Source organism: Flavobacterium sp. CAU 1735 (assembly GCF_039888695.1).
In the GTDB taxonomy this organism is placed as follows: Bacteria; Bacteroidota; Bacteroidia; order Flavobacteriales; family Flavobacteriaceae; genus Flavobacterium.
This window is the reverse complement of sequence record NZ_JBDQQQ010000001.1, coordinates 924,072-941,945: the sequence shown is the minus strand read 5'-3', so window position 1 is coordinate 941,945 and position 17,874 is coordinate 924,072. Positions and strand designations below refer to the sequence as shown.

Here is a 17,874-nt window from a genome sequence, read left to right as displayed (position 1 = left end):
TTAAGCTTTTGTAGATTTTAATTTTGCTCTTCTTCTTTCAGCCCACGCTACTGCATGTTTGTCTAAACTTACAGTTAAAAAGCGCATTACTCTTTCGTCACGACGGAATTCCGTTTCAAATGCAACTAAGATATCTCCAGATGCTTTGAATTCGAATAAATGATAAAAACCACTTTTCTTGTGTTGGATTTCGTACGCTAATTTTTTTAAGCCCCAATCCTCTTTCGCTACCATCTCTGCTCCTTTAGAAGTAAGAAAATCTTCAAATTTGCTTACTGTTTCCTTTACCTGCTGCTCAGATAAAACGGGATTCAAGATGAAAACAGTTTCATAATGATTCATAAGAATAAAATTTATTTGTTATAAAATTGGGTGCAAAAATAGCGATTTATATTTAATCCACAAGGGTATTTTCTTTTTTTTAGTCCTAACACTGTTTTTATCTCAAGTATCCTTTGTCAATCCGATACGATTTGCTATTTTTATTACTAAAATAAACTTATTTGATTTTTATTAGACTATGAAGATAAACTGTATTGTAGTTGATGATAGTAGTATTCAGCGTTTAACCATTACCAAACTCGTAACCGAGAACCCAAATCTGTCCCTTGTAGGTGAATTCTCTAATGCTATTGAAGCAAAGAATTGCATTACCAACAAAAACGTAGACCTGGTTTTTCTGGATATCGAGATGCCGGTTATAAACGGTTTTGATTTACTAGACGGACTGAAGGCAAAACCGCAGGTGATTTTCATTACATCAAAAACGGAATATGCCGTTAAAGCATTTGATTATGCCGCTACCGATTATTTGCACAAACCTATTACCCGCGAACGATTTAATGTTGCTGTAAAAAAAGCGATGAACTTTGTTTTGCTCGGAAAAGAAAATTCCGACGAGGAAAGTCCGTTTATCTTTATAAAGAGCAACCTTAAAAAACTGAAAATTTACATTTCGAGAATTAAATGGATCGAAGCCTACGGGGATTATGTAAAAGTCATTACCGATGAGGACAACCACCTTGTACTGTCGACCATGAAAGCGTTTGAAAACGAACTACCGAAAGACAAGTTTATCCGGGTTCACAAATCCTTTATTGTTAACATTGACAAAATCGACAAATTCAACAGTAAATTTGCTGAAATCGGCACGAACAAAATCCCATTGAGCCGGAATAAAAAAGAAGATTTGGTCAAAGCGATCGAAAACGCTTAGTAATTATCTACATTAACCGACACTCTTATAGCCCGATATTGCGGGATCGCCTCAAAACTGCTTCCTATTTTTCGTATCATTTTTTTGGTGTTCCCCAAATGGCTTTTCTGCGGAATCTTAATCAGGATTGTCCGGATGTATTCATTCCGGATCCTGCTTATGGCGGGTTCTTCCGGGCCAAGAACCGGGATTTGAAGGGATTGCGTCAACACATTATACATCCACATCGAACCCTCTTTTAATTTATCAAAATCGCGGTGTTTTAACGTCAGTTTTACCAATCGGTAAAAGGGCGGATATTTAAAATTGTGCCGTTCATAGACCTGTTCTTTATACATCCCCATATAATCGTTGGTCGTTACCTGCTGGATAATATTATGGTACGGGTTATAGGTTTGAATCATCACTTTCCCTTTCTTTTCACTTCTTCCCGCTCTACCCGCTACCTGCATCATCATTTGAAACGCCCGTTCGTGCGAACGAAAATCCGGCTGATTCAGCATATTATCCGCATTCATAATTCCAACCAGCGTTACATTATCAAAATGCAAGCCTTTGGCCAACATTTGCGTTCCGACCAGAATATCGATTTCCTGTTCCCGGAAAGCATCGATTATCTTTTCATATCCATATTTACCACGGGTTGTATCCTGATCCATCCGACCGATGTTTTTTTCCGGAAATAGCTCCCGCAATTCCATTTCGATCTGTTCCGTTCCAAATCCTTTGGTTGACAAATCCACCGACTGGCAAGCGTGACAATGTGTAGGATTTGCAATCGAATAACCACAATAATGGCAACGCAATTGGTTTTTATACTTATAATAGGTAAGACTCACATCACAATTGGGACATTGCGGCACATGTCCGCAGGTCATACATTCCACAAAAGGAGAATAACCTCTTCTGTTTTGAAACAAAATCACCTGTTCGCCCAGCGATAAGGATTCCGAAATGGCCTCAATCAGCGTATCGCTAAAATGCCCTTTCATACGTTTCCGTTTGTATTTATCCTTTAAATCGACCAGAAAAACCTCCGGCAGCAACACTTTTCCGTAGCGTTCCGTTAAATTGATCAAACCGTATTTTCCGGATTGTACATTATAATAGGTTTCCAGACTTGGCGTAGCCGATCCCAAAAGCACTTTTGACCGGTGTGCCGCCGCCAGTACTATAGCCGCATCACGGGCATGGTATCGCGGTGCCGGATCAAACTGCTTAAACGTTTGCTCGTGCTCTTCGTCGATTACAATAAGTCCCAGATTCGAGAACGGCAAAAACAAAGCCGAACGCACTCCGATTACAATTTTGGCTTTTTCGGAATTTTGCAATACCTGTTGCCAGACTTCCACTCTTTCGTTATTGGTATATTTGGAATGATAAACCGCGATCTGGTTTCCAAAATAAGCCGTAAGGCGACTTACCAACTGAACCGTTAGCGCGATTTCGGGCAACAGATACAATACCTGTTTCCCGGATTGTATATATTCTTCGATCAGCTTGATATAGACTTCCGTTTTTCCGGAAGCCGTAACACCGTGTAATAAAGAAACACTTTGTTTTTCGAAACTGTCTTTAATTTCGTTCAATGCAATTTGCTGCGGATCACTTAGCTCAAAACCGGAATCTTCCGATTTCTCAAAGCGAACCCGATCTTCCGATAAATGGTATTCTTCAAAAACCGCTTTATCGACCAGCGATTTAACCGCCGCCTGACCCGCTCCGGAAATCTCAATTAATTTTTTAACGGAAATCGGTTTCTTTTCCGTTGCCTGCAATTGAAAATACTGTAAGACCAATTCCCGTTGTTTAGGCGCTCTGGACAATAGTTCCAACAATTCCGATAATTGCTGCTGTTGTAAAAACTCCGGTTGCAGGCGGATGTATTTGGTTACTTTCGGTTTGTATTTTTCGATTACCTCCTCCTGAAGTGTCAGTACATTTTTGGCCAACATTCTGTTCAATATCGGAAAAACGTTCTTTTTTCCCAGAATCGCCATAATATCTTCCACTTTTAGAGACGACTGTTGCTGTAAAGCCTGCCAGATTAAAAATTCGTCATCCTCCAACTCCTTACTATCCGCATAGGTTTCCTGAGGCGCGGAAATGATCGTTTCACTTTCCAGCAAAAAACCCGAAGGCAAAGCAGTTTTAAACACTTCTCCAATACCACACATATAATAATCGGCTACCCATTTCCAGTGTTCAATCTGAAATTCGTTTACCACAGGCACCTCATCCAATATCTGATGAATCTCCTTCGCCTTATACAATAGCGGTTCGTTCCGATGCAAGTCGATTGCCAATGCCGTATAGCTTTTGTTTTTACCAAAAGGCACCGCTACACGCATCCCTTTTTGAAGGAATTCATATTCGGCTTCGGAAACCTGATAGGTAAAGGTTTTATCCAGAGCTAACGGTAAGACAACTTCTACAAAATAGGACATCGATTTGTTTTAAATTACAAAGATAACAGCTGACCATAAAAAAACACTTCCCGGGAGAAGTGTTTTTTTTATACTGTTTAAAAGCTATTTATTTTACTCTTGACCAGGTCTGGGTTCTTCCGATTAACGAAATACCCACATATCCTCTAACATTTAACTTATCGTTACCGTCTAATTTTACGGTACATTTATACAGTTTTCCTTTGTTTGGATCCAGGATTTTTCCATCGGTATATTCGTCGCCGGATTTTTTCAATCCTTTAATAATGGTTAATCCCAAGATCGGTTTGTCTTTATCTTCACCGGAACAATCTTTACATTTTGCATTTTTCTTTGCCGGATTTAAAATCTCCACCACCTTACCGTAGATTTTTCCTCCGGATTCTGTGATTTCCACTATTGATTTCGCTTCACCGGTTTCATCGTCAACTGTTTTCCATTTGCCCACCACGCCTTGTGCCTGTGCGGTAAACAGTCCTACAAATGCTACAAAAAATACCGTTAAAAGTTGTTTTCTCATAATTATAGTTTTTTCGTTTTGTTAAATATATAAATTTTTTCTTTTTAATTTGTTAATAGTCGCGTTTAATTCAAATCCAAGCAACAAGATCATACAGTTTATCCATATATAAAACATCAATACAAGAAGTGTACCAATCGACCCATACAGTTCGTTATACCGTGCAAACCGCACCACATAAATTCCAAATACATACGAAGAAACCACCACTAAAATCGTAGTAAAGATGGCTCCGGCATTAAAAAACGGAATCTGCTTGGTTTCTCTTGTTCCGAATTTAAACAGGAAAGAAGCCGACACAAACAACATGATCAGGATAAAAGCATATCGCGCCAGCTGAATAAACAACACATCGTCCAATAGCAAACGATTGGACAACATTTGGATCACCACCTCCGACACGACAATAGCCGCAACCGTTACAATCAGGAAAAAGGAAAAGATAATCGACAATCCGATAGCCACCGCATATTGTCGGAAATATCCTCGTGTAATCGTAATATGATACGACGATTCGAATCCGCCCAAAACTGCATTTAAGCCGTTAGACATTAAAAATATCGACAAAAAGAATCCCGACGAAAGGAGCGTTTTATAACTATTATTCATAATATCCATCAGGATCGCTTCGACAGCACCATACGTATTTGGCGGTACACTATCGGATACGAACTTTAAAAAATCCTCCTGAAATCCTTCTAACGGGATATAAGGTATTAAGTTTAGTATAAAAAGGGCAAACGGAAAAAGCGCCATAAAGAAACTAAAAGCAATGGCACCCGCGCGGTACGAGAAGGCGCCTTTGGCGATACCGATTCCATACAACTCCAACAAGTCGTACAAGGATAGTCCTTCAAGTCCGGGAACTTTTATCGTTTTGATAAAAGCCATCAACTTGTTCAGTACCGGTATTTTCTCAATTTGTTCTTCGATTTCTTTTGACACTACGCTATCGTTTCGTTTTCGTGTTATTTTCTGATGTAATATACAAATTAAATCGCTTTCAGACTCAAGTCCATATTATAAATAGAATGCGTTAGCGCTCCGGAAGAAACATAATTTACACCACACTCGGCATAATGACGCACGGTTTCTTCGTTGATTCCACCGGATGACTCCGTCAGGCATTTTCCGTTAATCATTTCAACAGCCTTACGCGTATCGTCGTAGTTAAAATTATCCAACAGTATACGGTAAACCCCTTCATTTTCCAAGATTTCACGTACTTCGTCCAGGTTTCTCGCTTCGACAATAATCTTAAGATTGAGATTTTTTTCTACCAGATAGGCATTTGTTTTCTGAATCGCTTTGGTAATTCCGCCGGCAAAATCAATATGATTGTCTTTTAGCATAATCATATCGTATAATGCAAAACGATGGTTTTCGCCACCGGCTATTTTTACCGCCCATTTTTCGATCGCACGGATTCCCGGTGTGGTTTTACGCGTATCGAGAATTTTGGTTCCGGTACCTTCCAAAAGAGCAACAAATACTTTGGTTTTCGTTGCGATTGCACTCATACGCTGCATCGCATTTAGCACCAGTCGTTCTGCTTTTAGTATCGACTGTGAACTTCCGGAAACATGAAACGCTACATCGCCATATTTTACAGGCGTTCCATCCGAAATAAACACCTCCATCTGTAAAGCCGGGTCGACATATTGAAACACCATACGGGCAAATTCCACTCCGGCTAAAATACCATCGTCTTTTACCAATAATTTTGCTTTTCCGGTAGCCGATTCCGGTATACAGGCTAACGAACTGTGATCACCGTCACCTACGTCTTCGCGGATGGCATTGGTAATGATCAAATCTAGTTCGTGCTGAAATTGCGCTTCTGAAATCATCTGTTTTCTATTGAAATGCTAAAATAGGCATTCCTTTGAAAACTTAAAAATTTAAACCCACTTTAAACCTTTATTAACGCTGGCAAATCATTGGCATCATACCGGCTTAACCTCCAATTTTTCAATTAAAATCATTTGATCATTTTCTTCCGATTTTACTACAAATACCTAACTTTATAACCATTAATCCACGCTTCGTTTCAACGACCCAATCGTTCAGGCGGATTCTTTACAACCAAATCCATATACGAATGAAAATTATCACGCAAACCAAAGGTGCCTTTACCATTTCCACCGACAAATCCAAACTGGACATCGCTGTTATTCACCATTACCTGTCGCAGGAATCGTACTGGAGTAAAGACATTCCGGTAGCCCGTATTCAGAAATCGATTGAAAACGCGCTTTGCTTCGGCATTTTTCATGGTGATCAACAAGTGGGTTATGCCAAAGTTATTTCCGATTTTTCGACTATGGCTTATCTGGGTGATGTTTTTGTACTGGAAGCCTATCGCGGTCAGGGATTATCGAAATGGCTTATGGAAACCATTATGTCACATCCGGAATTACAGGATTTGCGACGTTGGATCTTACTAACCGCCGATGCGCATGAGTTGTACCAAAAATACGGATGGAAACCTATTGCCAGTCCGGAGAAATGGATGGAGATTCACCGTCCGGATATTTTTAAAAATTCATAATAAAGGGCTTTTGCTTGCTCTTTATTTTAGTTGTATGCTTACACCTACATTTAAAGCACTTCTGGAATTTAAATATTTTTGTTCTTTATTATATTTTGATATGTTTGCAACACTACTTTGTCCATCGTATTCAAAAAATAATTTTACGGTATCGGATATCGGAATTTTATATCCAAAACCAAATGCAATTCCCCAATCGGTTTTTAAAAATTCGTCTTCGATATTGAGACCTAATTCCGATTCTTCAGCACTCATTAAAAATCCTACATACGGCCCTAAACCAACATACCATTTTCGGGTTTCGCCAAAATGCCAATTGATCATTAATGGTAGCGTTATATAATCAAGTTTAAAATCCGTTACAAGTTTAAAATCCGGATAGTTTTCAAAAACGACATTAATTTTATCCCCTCCTTTCCGATCGTAAATCAATTTTGCTTTTACACTCCATTGCTCTGAAAAATAACAGTCGGCAAACACCCCAGCATTTATATTAAAATTGAAGTCTGATCGACTATTATCATCTTGAGTAATCGTAGCAAAATTACCCCCTAAATTAGCTCCGAACTCCACATCTCCTTTTTGCTGCGCGCTTCCACTATTCCCAATACCGAAGAGGACATAAATGATTATCATTATTTTTTTCATGCTTTAACTTTTTAACGAATTTAAAAGTAAGGCATTACTCCAAAATAAATAAGGCAGTATAGTAGAACTATACCGCCTTTATAAGGACAATAGCAGACAAAACAATATTCAACCTGCTATTGAAAGTAATTATACTAAAATCATACCGTTTTCAACGCTTCCACCAACAAGTCGATATCTTCTTTTGTATTGAAATGACTTAATGAAATTCGTAAGCTTGGTTTTTTCAGATCGTCATCCGAAAGTATTTCAGCCAATACATGCGACGGTTTGATACTTCCCGACTGACAAGCGCTTCCACGCGAAACAGCAATCCCTTTCATATCGAGATTAAACAGTATCATCGCGGTTTTATCGTTAGAAAACGGCAACAATACATTTGCGATATTATAAAATCCATTTTCACCTCCATTGATCTGCGTACCCGGAAAAGCAGTATGCAACGCGTCTATCAGATATTGTTTGAGTTCGGTGATCTGATTGCGTTCGGTTTCCAAATTGGCATACGACAATTCTAATGCTTTCGCCATTCCAACGATCTGATGTACCGCTTCGGTTCCGGCGCGCAATCCTTTTTCCTGTTCGCCGCCATATAACAGCGGTTGGATTCCGGTATTTTTACGGACAAATGCAAATCCCACTCCTTTTGGTCCGTGAAATTTATGGGCACTCGCCGCTAAGAAATCAATCGGTAACTCTTGCAGATCCATTTCCATTTTACCAATCGACTGTACCGTATCCGAATGAAAATAAGCGCCGTATTGTTTACAGATACGCCCGGTTCTTTCCAAATCCAGGATTGTTCCGGTTTCGTTATTGACATGCATCAAACTCACCAGTGTTTTCTGTTCCTGTCCCAGCAATTCGCTCAGATGTGCGAAATCGATTCCGCCATTTGGCAATACGTTTACATAATCGACCGAAATGGAATATTCATATTGCAACACTTCCACCGTATGTAACACGGCATGATGCTCTATTTTAGAGGTGATGATACGCCGTACGCCTAAATCTTTAACCGCCGAACGTAATACCCAGTTATCAGCTTCCGTACCACAAGACGTAAAGATAATTTCCTGCGCATTCGCATTTAGCTGTTTGGCAATCGACTTTCGAGCCGTTTCCAGTAATACTTTGGCACTTCGACCAAAACTATGTGTCGATGACGGATTTCCGTAGTCTTCCGTTAAAACACTTACCATTTCCTGAATCACTTCCGATCGGATCGCCGTGGTGGATGCATTATCCAGATATACTTTTTTCATAATTATACTTCTAACTGTTTTTTATGCCGTCTGAAGAGTAACTTTTCATTAAAAACCACAATCGAAACCAAAATCAATGAATAGGCCGACAATTGTTGTACACTTACCGGTTCTTTAAAATAGAAAACCGCCAACAGGAAATTGATAATCGGATTGATATAAATCATGATTCCCACCGTTGCCGAGCTAACTCCTTTTAACGCATACAAATTTAAAAACAATGGTATTATCGTGAACACTACAACAATGATCAACAAATAACCATAAAACAAACCTTCTGTTGGCAAAGCGCCACTATAAACCGGATAAAACGGCAACATACAAATTCCGGCTACCAACAGCTGTATGTTTAACAGCAGGAATTTATCCATTTCACTATTTTTTCGCTGGCTCACGAGATACAACGCATAGGTCGCCGCTACAATCAGGCTGTAAAAAATATCCATAAAGTGATTGTACGATAACAATACACAACTAAAAACACTAATTCCTACGGCTGTCCATTGCGCGTTACTCAGCTTTTCGCGAAGTATAAAATAGGCGAAAACGGTTGTCAGAATAGGACATACCAGATAGGCAAATGAAGCCGCCTTGACACTCACATGGTTCATCACAAAGATAAAAAAGAACCAGTTTGCCATTAACAAAACGGAACCTCCCAACGTCAGAAACAAGATCTGTCGTTTATGATTGGGTAGCATATTTTTAAAATTAGCCCAGTCTTTTTTGATGATACTTCTGCGAAATACTATATTGATCAACGACATTAATACCACCCCTAAAAAGACGCGGTAAAACAAAATATCCAGTGAGGGATAATCATGGATTGGTTTTAATCCGAGGCTAAAAAATCCCCAGATCAAAAAGGCTACAAAAGCAGCCAGGTAGTATTTTGTTGCTTTCATCAGAAAATAAAATTCGGAGCAAAGGTAACGATTTCCCCTGCTCCGAATCTGAATTTAGCTTTTTCTTAATCTATTAATGTGCGGCTTTCACTTCTGTCGAATCCACATCTATATTTTGTCTGGCCAGTATCGATTTTACGATGATCGCAAAGAAAGTCAGGTAAGCAAAACAAATCACCGGAATCACATACGAATTATGAATTCCGATAATATCGGCCAATTTCCCCTGAATAGGCGGAATAATACCACCTCCTAAAATCATCATCACCAAAAAAGCCGATCCTTGTGCCGTGTATTTTCCCAATCCCATAATGGAAAGGCTAAAAATAGCCGGCCACATGATACTACAGGCCAAACCACCCGCCAGGAAGGCGTAAATTGCAACAATACCTTCCGTCATAAGTCCGGTTACCATAGCAATAAGTCCCATACATCCAAAAACCATCAGGGTTCTTGCCGGTTTGTCTTTACTCAGGAAGAAAGCACCGATCTGCGCCACTACGCAAATCACATAATAATACAGCGGTTCCACATCCTGACCTACCAGAATATTGAGTCGTATAACAATCACAAATGCGATTAATGGTACTGCGATTAACGCGATTAGTTTTTTTGTCTGACTTAAATTAAACACGCTGATCGCTCCGGCCCAACGTCCAATCATCAAACTTCCCCAGTACATGGAAACATAAGGCGCTATTTCGGACGATTTATACCCTCCGAATTCCTTAAGTCCGAGTAGTTCGCCAAGGTTACTTCCAATAGCTACTTCCACGCCTACATAGGTAAAGATGGCCAACATCCCCAAAACCAATTGCGGATATTGCATCGCACCCCAGCCTTCGCTTTTTTTCACGGCACTTTGTTTCACAAATAACAAGCCGCCGATAATTACCAACAAGCCGCCGGACAACCAGAACATTCTCTTTTTTTCAAGCGGCCCTTTAAGCACCGCTATCTCCGCTTCTATCTTTTTTACGACATGATCGGCCTGAACATGATCGTCATCCACCGAAATAGTAGCTTTTATTGCTTTGATTTCTTTTTTGAGTACTTCTATTTTCCGTGCTTCTTCGCTTTTATAGCTATTAAAAACCGGTACAAAAATAAACACCAGTAATACCGTCATTACAATCAGAAAGCGCATCGCTTTACCTGCTTTCTCCATCGGCTCGTTTGAGATTCCGGCCGGTACTTTTTTCGAGAAATAGAACATGGCAGCCGCACCCAGAAACAACAATCCCACGCAGATGTACAATAGTATCACTTTGTCCAGTTCGAGGTGTTTGATCTGTTCGTCAGTTACCGATGCGGTCGTTCCGAATAAAGCAAGCCCTACAATGATCGGCCCGATAGTAGTTCCGAACGAATTGATCCCGCCTCCGAGATTCACCCTACTGGCTCCCGTTTTAGGATCACCAAGCGAAATGGCAAACGGATTTGCCGCTGTTTGTTGCAATGAAAAACCAAGTGCCACGATAAAAAGACCTACCAACATTCCGAGGTATATATTGCTTTCCACCGCTACAATCATCGCCCCGGCTCCTAAGGCCGAAAACAAAAGTCCGTAGACAATACTCTTTTTATATCCCCAGTTTCCAACGACATCTCTCCCCTTGAAGGTTCCGAAGATAAACAACAACAAGGCTCCCATATAATAGGCCGTATAAAAGGCAAAATCGATTAGCTGGGACTGGAATTGGTCGAGTGAAAAATAATGTTTACAAAAGGGGATAAAAATACTGTTTCCCGCAGCGATAAAACCCCAGAAAAAAAACACGTTAATCAGGGTATACAGCGCCGGGTAGTTGGTCTTTGTTGGCGATACTTCCATAAGTACAAGAACTTGATTTAGGTTAGTTATGAGTTTCAAATATAGCAATTAAGTTGAATTTCATCCGATCCGTCCATAGTAAATACAAAAAAAGTTACTTTTGTTGCAAATTCTATAATCAAATGAAAAAAGTTTTTAGCGCATTTGTATGCTTATTCCTTCTGAATAGCTGTGACGACGGTGATATTGTCGTGGAAACCTTTGATTTTGGCAGTGTTGCCGTTCAAAAATGCTCCAACAATGATATTTTATTGAAAACCAGCGGTAATCAGTTAATGCTTTTAAACATCAGTCCTACGTTTTTTAAAAATGAAGAGACTCCTCTCAATACGCCAAGAGCCTACACACTGCTTTATCCGACCGATATTATCTATCGTTCGTATTCGGGTAGTGTAACCTCTTCTTCTATCTGCGCGACCATACCGCCATCCAGCCCATCGGTAGTGGATGAGTACAACGTAAGACCCGGAGGAACCGTTGAAGTAACCACTTCCATGATTCCAACTGTTGATGCCACCTCCTTATCGACCCGAATCAGCTATAGTCATTTGATTAAATTTAAAAACGTTCAGTTTACAAACAATACTTCGACTATTTCGTTTCCGGAATATCTTTTCGGAACGTATACGTCGGCCAATAACACCTTAAGTTTTTCGTTTCCGGGAGCGGTTCCACAAAATTGTTCGGACAACAAAATTTACCTTAAAAACGGGGGCGAATTTTTATTAGTAGATTTACCAGCCGGTTCGTATCCGAGTGTAGCCGGAACACAAACCATCAGTTTGGGAGACACTGCAAAAGTGATTTCCAGAATGTATTCCACTTCGGTTGCCGGATCGAATCCTGACTATTCCGCCGTTGTTGCCTGCGCCGGAAGTACCCCTACCGCACCGGTCGTTTTAAGCGAAGAATGGATCGCCACTCAGGGTACCGTTACGATCGTTACAACCGAGATTTTTGACGCGTCGAATACGACGGTTATCGGCTACAAACACAACCTGACATTCCAGAATATTGTTTACCAAAAAGGCACGCAATCCTTCACACATCCGCAATATACTTTCGGAGATTACACCACAAACTAATACAACACTATTCTAAAAATAAAAAAAAGACCGGGCTATACCCGGTCTTTTTTTATGTCATTACCGACTCGCGTTTTGTTTAAAATAAACCGCTGTCGCCCCCAATCCGTACTTCTGATAATCGGCATCCTGAAAGACAATATTGTCGTAGCGACCGAGTAAAAAATCCAGCTCGGCTTTTAAAACACCTTCGCCCACACCATGAATAAAAACGATTCTTGGTATCCTGTTTTTTATCGCAAATTCGATTTGTCGCTGCGCCGTTTGCATCTGTAAAGTCAGAATATCATAGTTCGACATTCCCCGTTTTGACGGCACTAATTTTTCGATATGCAAGTCGATTTCCAACACGAAATCATCCTTACGGGAACGCTTTTCCTTTACAAAAGAACGCTTTTTGGGCAGCTCTTTTTCTTTTAAAACGGAATCTAAAGTCATACCTGAGCTAAACACGTCTAACTTACTGGATTTATCCATTTTAATAAGTTCGTTGACAAAAAATGTCATCAAGAATCCATCGCTAGTTTCCACTAAAACCTGATCCTTTTTCACTTCTTTTACCACGCCACTGATATCCTCATCCAGTGCCGCAACATGATCTCCTATTTCAAACATCTCCTTCCTCCTCTTCCTGATTTTTGCCCGGCACTTTCTCCATCAGTTTCATCATCCCGTAAAAGAAAATCACCACCGCTATTATCTGCACCCAGATGTTCGGATTGGGTTGTGTTTGTTCGTACAATGCCCAGGCACCCATCCCGAAAAACAACAGTATATAAATCGTTTTCATATCACTTAATTTATTTCCTTCAAAAATAGTAAACTTTCGCATTCCTCTCCTTTTCCACACCACCAACTTATTCGCTGCCATAACCCCAATAAAAAAGCAGCCCGAAAGCTGCTTTTAAAACGTAAACAATATTCTAAGTTATTTTTTACTTTTCGAATTGTTTCAATGTGGTTGTTATGATACGAACACAGTCCAACAACTGCTCTTCAGTCATCACCAAAGGCGGTGCAAAACGAATGATATTTCCATGTGTTGGTTTTGCCAAAAGACCGTTATCGCGTAGTGCCATACAGATGTTCCAGGCGGTATCACTTTCTTCCGTATCGTTGATCACTATAGCATTTAAAAGTCCTTTTCCACGCACTAATGTACAGATCGAACTTCCGGCAATATATTCGTTCATTTGAGCGCGGAACAGCGTTCCTAATTTTTCGGCATTGGCAGCCAGTTGCTCTTCTTCCACTACGGTCAACGCTGCAATTGCAACCGCAGCCGCCACCGGATTTCCTCCGAAAGTAGATCCGTGTTGTCCCGGTTTGATCACATTCATGATCGCATCATTTGCCAATACAGCCGAAACCGGATAGGCACCACCCGACAATGCTTTCCCAAGAATCAGGATGTCCGGTTGTACGTTTTCATGTTGTACCGCCAGTAATTTTCCGGTACGTGCAATACCCGTCTGTACCTCATCGGCAATAAAAAGAGCATTGTGTGCTTCACACAATTCTTTTGCTTTGGCAAGATAGCCTTCGGCCGGCACATATACTCCCGCTTCCCCCTGAATAGGTTCAACAAGGAAACCTGCTATGTTTTTATTCGATTTAAGCGCGTTTTCCAGCGCAGCGATGTCATCATAAGGTATACGGATAAATCCTTCCGTATACGGCCCGAAATTCTTGCGGGCATTTTCGTCGTTGGAAAAAGAGATAATGGTTGTGGTTCTTCCGTGGAAATTATTTTCGCAAACGATAATCTGCGCCTGATTTTCCGGAATTCCTCTTTTTTCATAAGCCCATTTACGGCATAATTTTAAAGCGGTTTCCACGGCTTCGGCTCCGGTATTCATGGGTAATACTTTATCGAATCCGAAATAACCGGTTACAAATTTTTCATAAGCTCCCAATTTATCGTTGTAAAACGCTCTTGAAGTCAATGCTAATGTTTGCGCCTGTTCGATCATCGCGTTAACGATTTTCGGATGGCAATGTCCCTGGTTTACGGCTGAGTAGGCCGATAAAAAGTCATAATACTTCTTACCTTCCACATCCCAGACAAAAACACCTTCTCCTTTGCTTAATACTACCGGAAGCGGATGATAATTATGTGCTCCGTGTTTATCTTCCAGAGCAATTGCTTCAGCAGAATTGATTTTTTCTAAAACTGACATGGTAAAATAGTGTTGGTTTAGTGATCTGATATTCCTTCTTGTGAGGAGAGAAATCATCCTGTATATGCCGTGCAATTTACTAATTCCATTTAAAATTATAACAGTAAAACAAATCTTTAACTGTTTTTTCTAACAAAAAAGCAATCATTTCAATGTTTTAATAGTAATTATTGATTTTATCACAATGTGTTGTAAATATTCATTTCACTACTTCCCGGATATTCGACTTGTCATTCCCAAAATCTGCTGATTTGACTTTTTTTATCCAAATGAATAGACAAAGACAGCCATTGTCAAGTCATTATCTATAAGCCACAAACAATAACACTACTCAATGTCTAATCTTTGTAAGTAATCTAAATTATCTATACAATGAAAAAGTTATACTTTACACTTTTCGTTACCATAGCCTTACTGACAATAAACTCTTCAAACGCACAGTCATTTCCCATCAAACCCTACACGACCAGATCCAAGACACCAACCTTAAAAAAAATGGAGCATTACAGAAGTTGCGACAATCGTATCAACACTTTATACCATACCGTACAATACACAACTACTATGTCTGACACCTTGGATTTTTACTTTACCCATACTCCAAATATTGACACGATTGTATACACTCCAAGGCAGGACGAATCGCAAGATGGTCAATGGGGCGAAGTCGAAATATGGGGCTCAAATGATTTTCCTTTTACTTTTCAATTGCTTACCACAGTAGATTGGCAGCAAACCAAAGACATTAAAACACTAAAACTACCCGGAAATGGCATCAACACCCCTAACGTCATACGATTTGTCGTAAAATCGGCTTATAATAATTTTTCCAGTGTGGCCGAAATGAATTTTTATTCCGATCAACCGCAAACAGAAAGTATTCCGGACAACTTTACTATAGATCCCGCTATGCTAAGCCACCTTGGCGATATTAAACTACCTGTTCATCATGGAAGTGCCTCAAATTATCAACCCGGCGAAAACATCGAGAAATCTTTTGACGGAGATTATACTACTTTATACCATTCCAACTATAGTAACAAGACTTTCCCTATTACACTCGAATATAATTTTACAGATATTGATCAAATAGATTATATGATATATCATCCCAGAAAAGGAAATAAAAATGGCGTATTCGGGCGTATCAAAGTAGAAGCCCGAACCGCAACCGGCGATTACCAGACGCTGTTAGAAGAATATGACTGTGGCTTCAAAAGCACAGCATCTAAAATCGTATTCCCAGATAGCTTCCACAATCCGGCACAAGTGCGAATAACCGTATTGAATGCATTTAACAATTTTGCAAGTGCTGCAGAAATTGAATTCTACCATAAAAGAGAAGATGGAAGCAGCTATCCGCATATTTTCACAGATTCGCTGTGTTCCAACTTGCAGCCCGGCGTCACAGAAAGCGATATTGACTCCATCTCCAACCCCTTTTTTAAAACACTGGCACAACGTTTATTCAATGGTTCCTACTGGCTAAAATTCAGAGTACAGCAATACAAAGCAATACCGGCTCCTTGGAATACAAGATCTATTATAAAAAATGCTTTTGCATATAGTGCCTTTCAAAACCCTACAGGTATTGTATTTGAAACGAATAGTACTGCTGTTATATTCGTTGCTGATTATGATAGTAACAAGGGACAGATTTCTTTAATCGTACGAGACTTTGCAAATGAAAATACAGGTGAACAACATAGCTATCCTCTCAAACCCGGAATAAACAAATTTACAATTAAGAAAAAAGGACTCTCCTATATCCAATATTATAGTAACGATTCCAGTTTACCTGGTGTAAAAATTAATATTGTCACCGGGGCTGTAAACGGTTTTTATTCTTATAACGATTCATTTAGTGACTGGATAGAAATAATATCCAACTCAATATATCCAAAAATAGACCTGGTTGGCGAGTATTTTACTGTAAACATAAGCAAAGTCCCCTTGCAAAACAATGCTCTTTTTACCATAAAAGAACTACTTCATACATGGAATTCCATTATAAACCTGCAATTTTATCAAATGGGGCTCGTAAAATACGATCTTGTTCCGCGCAATAAAATGTTTGGCTGGGTAGAATCTAAAGGAGGGTGGTATGCCGGTGGTGTTGGCGCTCATTTTGATCTTAGCTGGGGTGATAAATCCCTGACATCTATCAAAAATTTGGAACTATGGGGAATTTCTCATGAATTCGGACATCAAAATCAAATGCTAAACGGATTAAGATGGACTGGAACTACCGAGGTTACCAACAATATTTACTCGGCTTACGCTGCTTATATGCTGGGACATACGAAACTAACCCGACTGGAAATACAAAATAATTCCTATAGGGGTGTTTCACTTTCCGGCAATCTGTACAATATTTGTTATAACGAACTCGGCCGAAAACATCAAAACATCATGAGTAGTCCCGATTCTCACAATGTTTTTTCAAGATTAATACCTTTTTGGCAATTACAACTTTATTATGCTATTGCCGGTGCTGGTGTGAATGCGCCAACTCTGGAACAGGTAATGGCCGATAGCGATATAACGGGCAATACCGACTATGCAAATTGGCTCGGGATTACAGCACAAACAATCCGTAATACCACTACCAATTACAATAACGGCGAACAAATAATGAATTTCGTTAAATTCGTAAGCGATGCCGTACAACAGGATTTAACCGTCTTTTTTACAAAAACCGGATTCCTTGTTCCAATTGACGAAATTGTTGGCGATTATACTTCCGCCAGAATCACCATTACACAAGCCGACATTGATGCTACAAAAGCCTATGTCGCCAGTAAAAATTACCCCAAACCACAATCACCGGTAATACACTATATTACCGCCAGAAACCTGCATATGTACAAAAATAACCTGGCTGTGGAAGGCATTCCTAACACCGGTTTTATAATTGACAACACCACAGTTCCCGGAAAAACCTATTATAAAATAGCCCATAACATCTGGAAAAACGCAGTAGCTTTCGAGACCATTGATGCTAGCAATGAAGTACTTTTTATCACAACTTATGCTACAGGCGATACTAAAGCCAACACAACGATGGTTCTTTTCCCCGAAAATGCTGTCGACATCTATGCTGTAGGAGCCAATGGAAAAAGAATAGCAATACTTTCGGATACCGTTATCGAGGCTGAAGAACCAACCGGGCCTACACATCCTGATGATCCTGTAGTCATAACCGATCCTACAACACCTGTTG

The 17,874-nt window shown here is 39.8% G+C and carries 16 protein-coding genes; 4 read left to right on the top strand and 12 right to left on the bottom strand.

Features of this window, described 5'->3' with window-relative positions:
• Positions 1–342 carry a 30S ribosomal protein S6 gene (gene rpsF, locus AAFN64_RS04415; RefSeq protein ID WP_300488419.1) on the bottom strand — a complete coding sequence of 114 codons (342 nt, stop codon included), beginning with the start codon at positions 340–342 and terminating at the stop codon, positions 1–3.
• 178 nt (positions 343–520) lie between these two features.
• Between rpsF and AAFN64_RS04410 the strand changes: the two genes are divergently transcribed.
• Positions 521–1,216, top strand: a complete 696-nt coding sequence (locus AAFN64_RS04410; RefSeq protein WP_136402524.1) for a LytTR family DNA-binding domain-containing protein — start codon at positions 521–523, stop codon at positions 1,214–1,216.
• On the opposite strand, the gene priA is transcribed toward AAFN64_RS04410, so the two are convergent.
• The 4 genes from priA to nadC form a co-directional block, all read right to left on the bottom strand.
• Positions 1,213–3,663 carry a primosomal protein N' gene (gene priA, locus AAFN64_RS04405; protein ID WP_347759402.1) on the bottom strand — a complete coding sequence of 817 codons (2,451 nt, stop codon included), beginning with the start codon at positions 3,661–3,663 and terminating at the stop codon, positions 1,213–1,215. The genes AAFN64_RS04410 and priA overlap by 4 nt on opposite strands.
• Positions 3,664–3,751: 88 nt before the next feature.
• Positions 3,752–4,183: a DUF2147 domain-containing protein gene (locus AAFN64_RS04400; protein WP_300487407.1), complete on the bottom strand. Its 432-nt coding sequence runs from the start codon at positions 4,181–4,183 to the stop codon at positions 3,752–3,754.
• Between the two features lie 21 nt (positions 4,184–4,204).
• Entirely contained in the window at positions 4,205–5,128 is a 924-nt protein-coding gene (locus AAFN64_RS04395; RefSeq protein ID WP_300487405.1) for a YihY/virulence factor BrkB family protein, read from the bottom strand.
• 47 nt (positions 5,129–5,175) lie between these two features.
• The gene (gene nadC, locus AAFN64_RS04390; protein ID WP_347759401.1) at positions 5,176–6,033 is read right to left on the bottom strand and encodes a carboxylating nicotinate-nucleotide diphosphorylase; all 858 of its coding nucleotides are present in this window, start codon (positions 6,031–6,033) and stop codon (positions 5,176–5,178) included.
• A 251-nt stretch (positions 6,034–6,284) separates the two neighbouring features.
• On the opposite strand from nadC, the gene AAFN64_RS04385 reads away from it, so the two are divergent.
• The gene (locus AAFN64_RS04385; protein ID WP_347759400.1) at positions 6,285–6,734 is read left to right on the top strand and encodes a GNAT family N-acetyltransferase; all 450 of its coding nucleotides are present in this window, start codon (positions 6,285–6,287) and stop codon (positions 6,732–6,734) included.
• Positions 6,735–6,755: 21 nt separating this feature from the next.
• Here the strand turns inward: AAFN64_RS04385 and AAFN64_RS04380 are convergent, their stop codons facing one another.
• From AAFN64_RS04380 to AAFN64_RS04365, 4 genes are all read right to left on the bottom strand, one after another.
• Positions 6,756–7,382 (bottom strand): porin family protein, encoded by a 627-nt coding sequence (locus tag AAFN64_RS04380; protein ID WP_347759399.1) that lies wholly within the window; start codon positions 7,380–7,382, stop codon positions 6,756–6,758.
• Between the two features lie 140 nt (positions 7,383–7,522).
• The gene (locus AAFN64_RS04375; RefSeq protein WP_347759398.1) at positions 7,523–8,647 is read right to left on the bottom strand and encodes a cysteine desulfurase family protein; all 1,125 of its coding nucleotides are present in this window, start codon (positions 8,645–8,647) and stop codon (positions 7,523–7,525) included.
• Positions 8,648–8,649: 2 nt separating this feature from the next.
• On the bottom strand, positions 8,650–9,552 hold the full coding sequence (locus AAFN64_RS04370; protein WP_300487394.1) for an EamA family transporter: 903 nt from the start codon (positions 9,550–9,552) through the stop codon (positions 8,650–8,652).
• A gap of 73 nt (positions 9,553–9,625) precedes the next feature.
• On the bottom strand, positions 9,626–11,386 hold the full coding sequence (locus AAFN64_RS04365) for an MFS transporter (protein ID WP_347759397.1): 1,761 nt from the start codon (positions 11,384–11,386) through the stop codon (positions 9,626–9,628).
• A 122-nt stretch (positions 11,387–11,508) separates the two neighbouring features.
• Here AAFN64_RS04365 and AAFN64_RS04360 point away from each other — a divergent pair, with 122 nt between their 5' ends.
• The gene (locus tag AAFN64_RS04360) at positions 11,509–12,471 is read left to right on the top strand and encodes a hypothetical protein (RefSeq protein ID WP_347759396.1); all 963 of its coding nucleotides are present in this window, start codon (positions 11,509–11,511) and stop codon (positions 12,469–12,471) included.
• A gap of 60 nt (positions 12,472–12,531) precedes the next feature.
• Here the strand turns inward: AAFN64_RS04360 and AAFN64_RS04355 are convergent, their stop codons facing one another.
• The 3 genes from AAFN64_RS04355 to rocD all read right to left on the bottom strand — a co-directional run bounded on the left by AAFN64_RS04355 (position 12,532) and on the right by rocD (position 14,651).
• Positions 12,532–13,086 carry a Smr/MutS family protein gene (locus AAFN64_RS04355; RefSeq protein ID WP_300487385.1) on the bottom strand — a complete coding sequence of 185 codons (555 nt, stop codon included), beginning with the start codon at positions 13,084–13,086 and terminating at the stop codon, positions 12,532–12,534.
• Entirely contained in the window at positions 13,079–13,342 is a 264-nt protein-coding gene (locus AAFN64_RS04350) for a hypothetical protein (protein ID WP_300487382.1), read from the bottom strand. The genes AAFN64_RS04355 and AAFN64_RS04350 overlap by 8 nt, the downstream gene beginning before the upstream one ends.
• 64 nt (positions 13,343–13,406) lie before the next feature.
• Positions 13,407–14,651 (bottom strand): ornithine--oxo-acid transaminase, encoded by a 1,245-nt coding sequence (rocD, locus tag AAFN64_RS04345; protein ID WP_347759395.1) that lies wholly within the window; start codon positions 14,649–14,651, stop codon positions 13,407–13,409.
• Between the two features lie 372 nt (positions 14,652–15,023).
• Between rocD and AAFN64_RS04340 the strand changes: the two genes are divergently transcribed.
• Positions 15,024–17,874 (top strand): M60 family metallopeptidase (locus AAFN64_RS04340; RefSeq protein WP_347759394.1); only part of this gene is annotated, 2,851 nt, incomplete at its 3' end.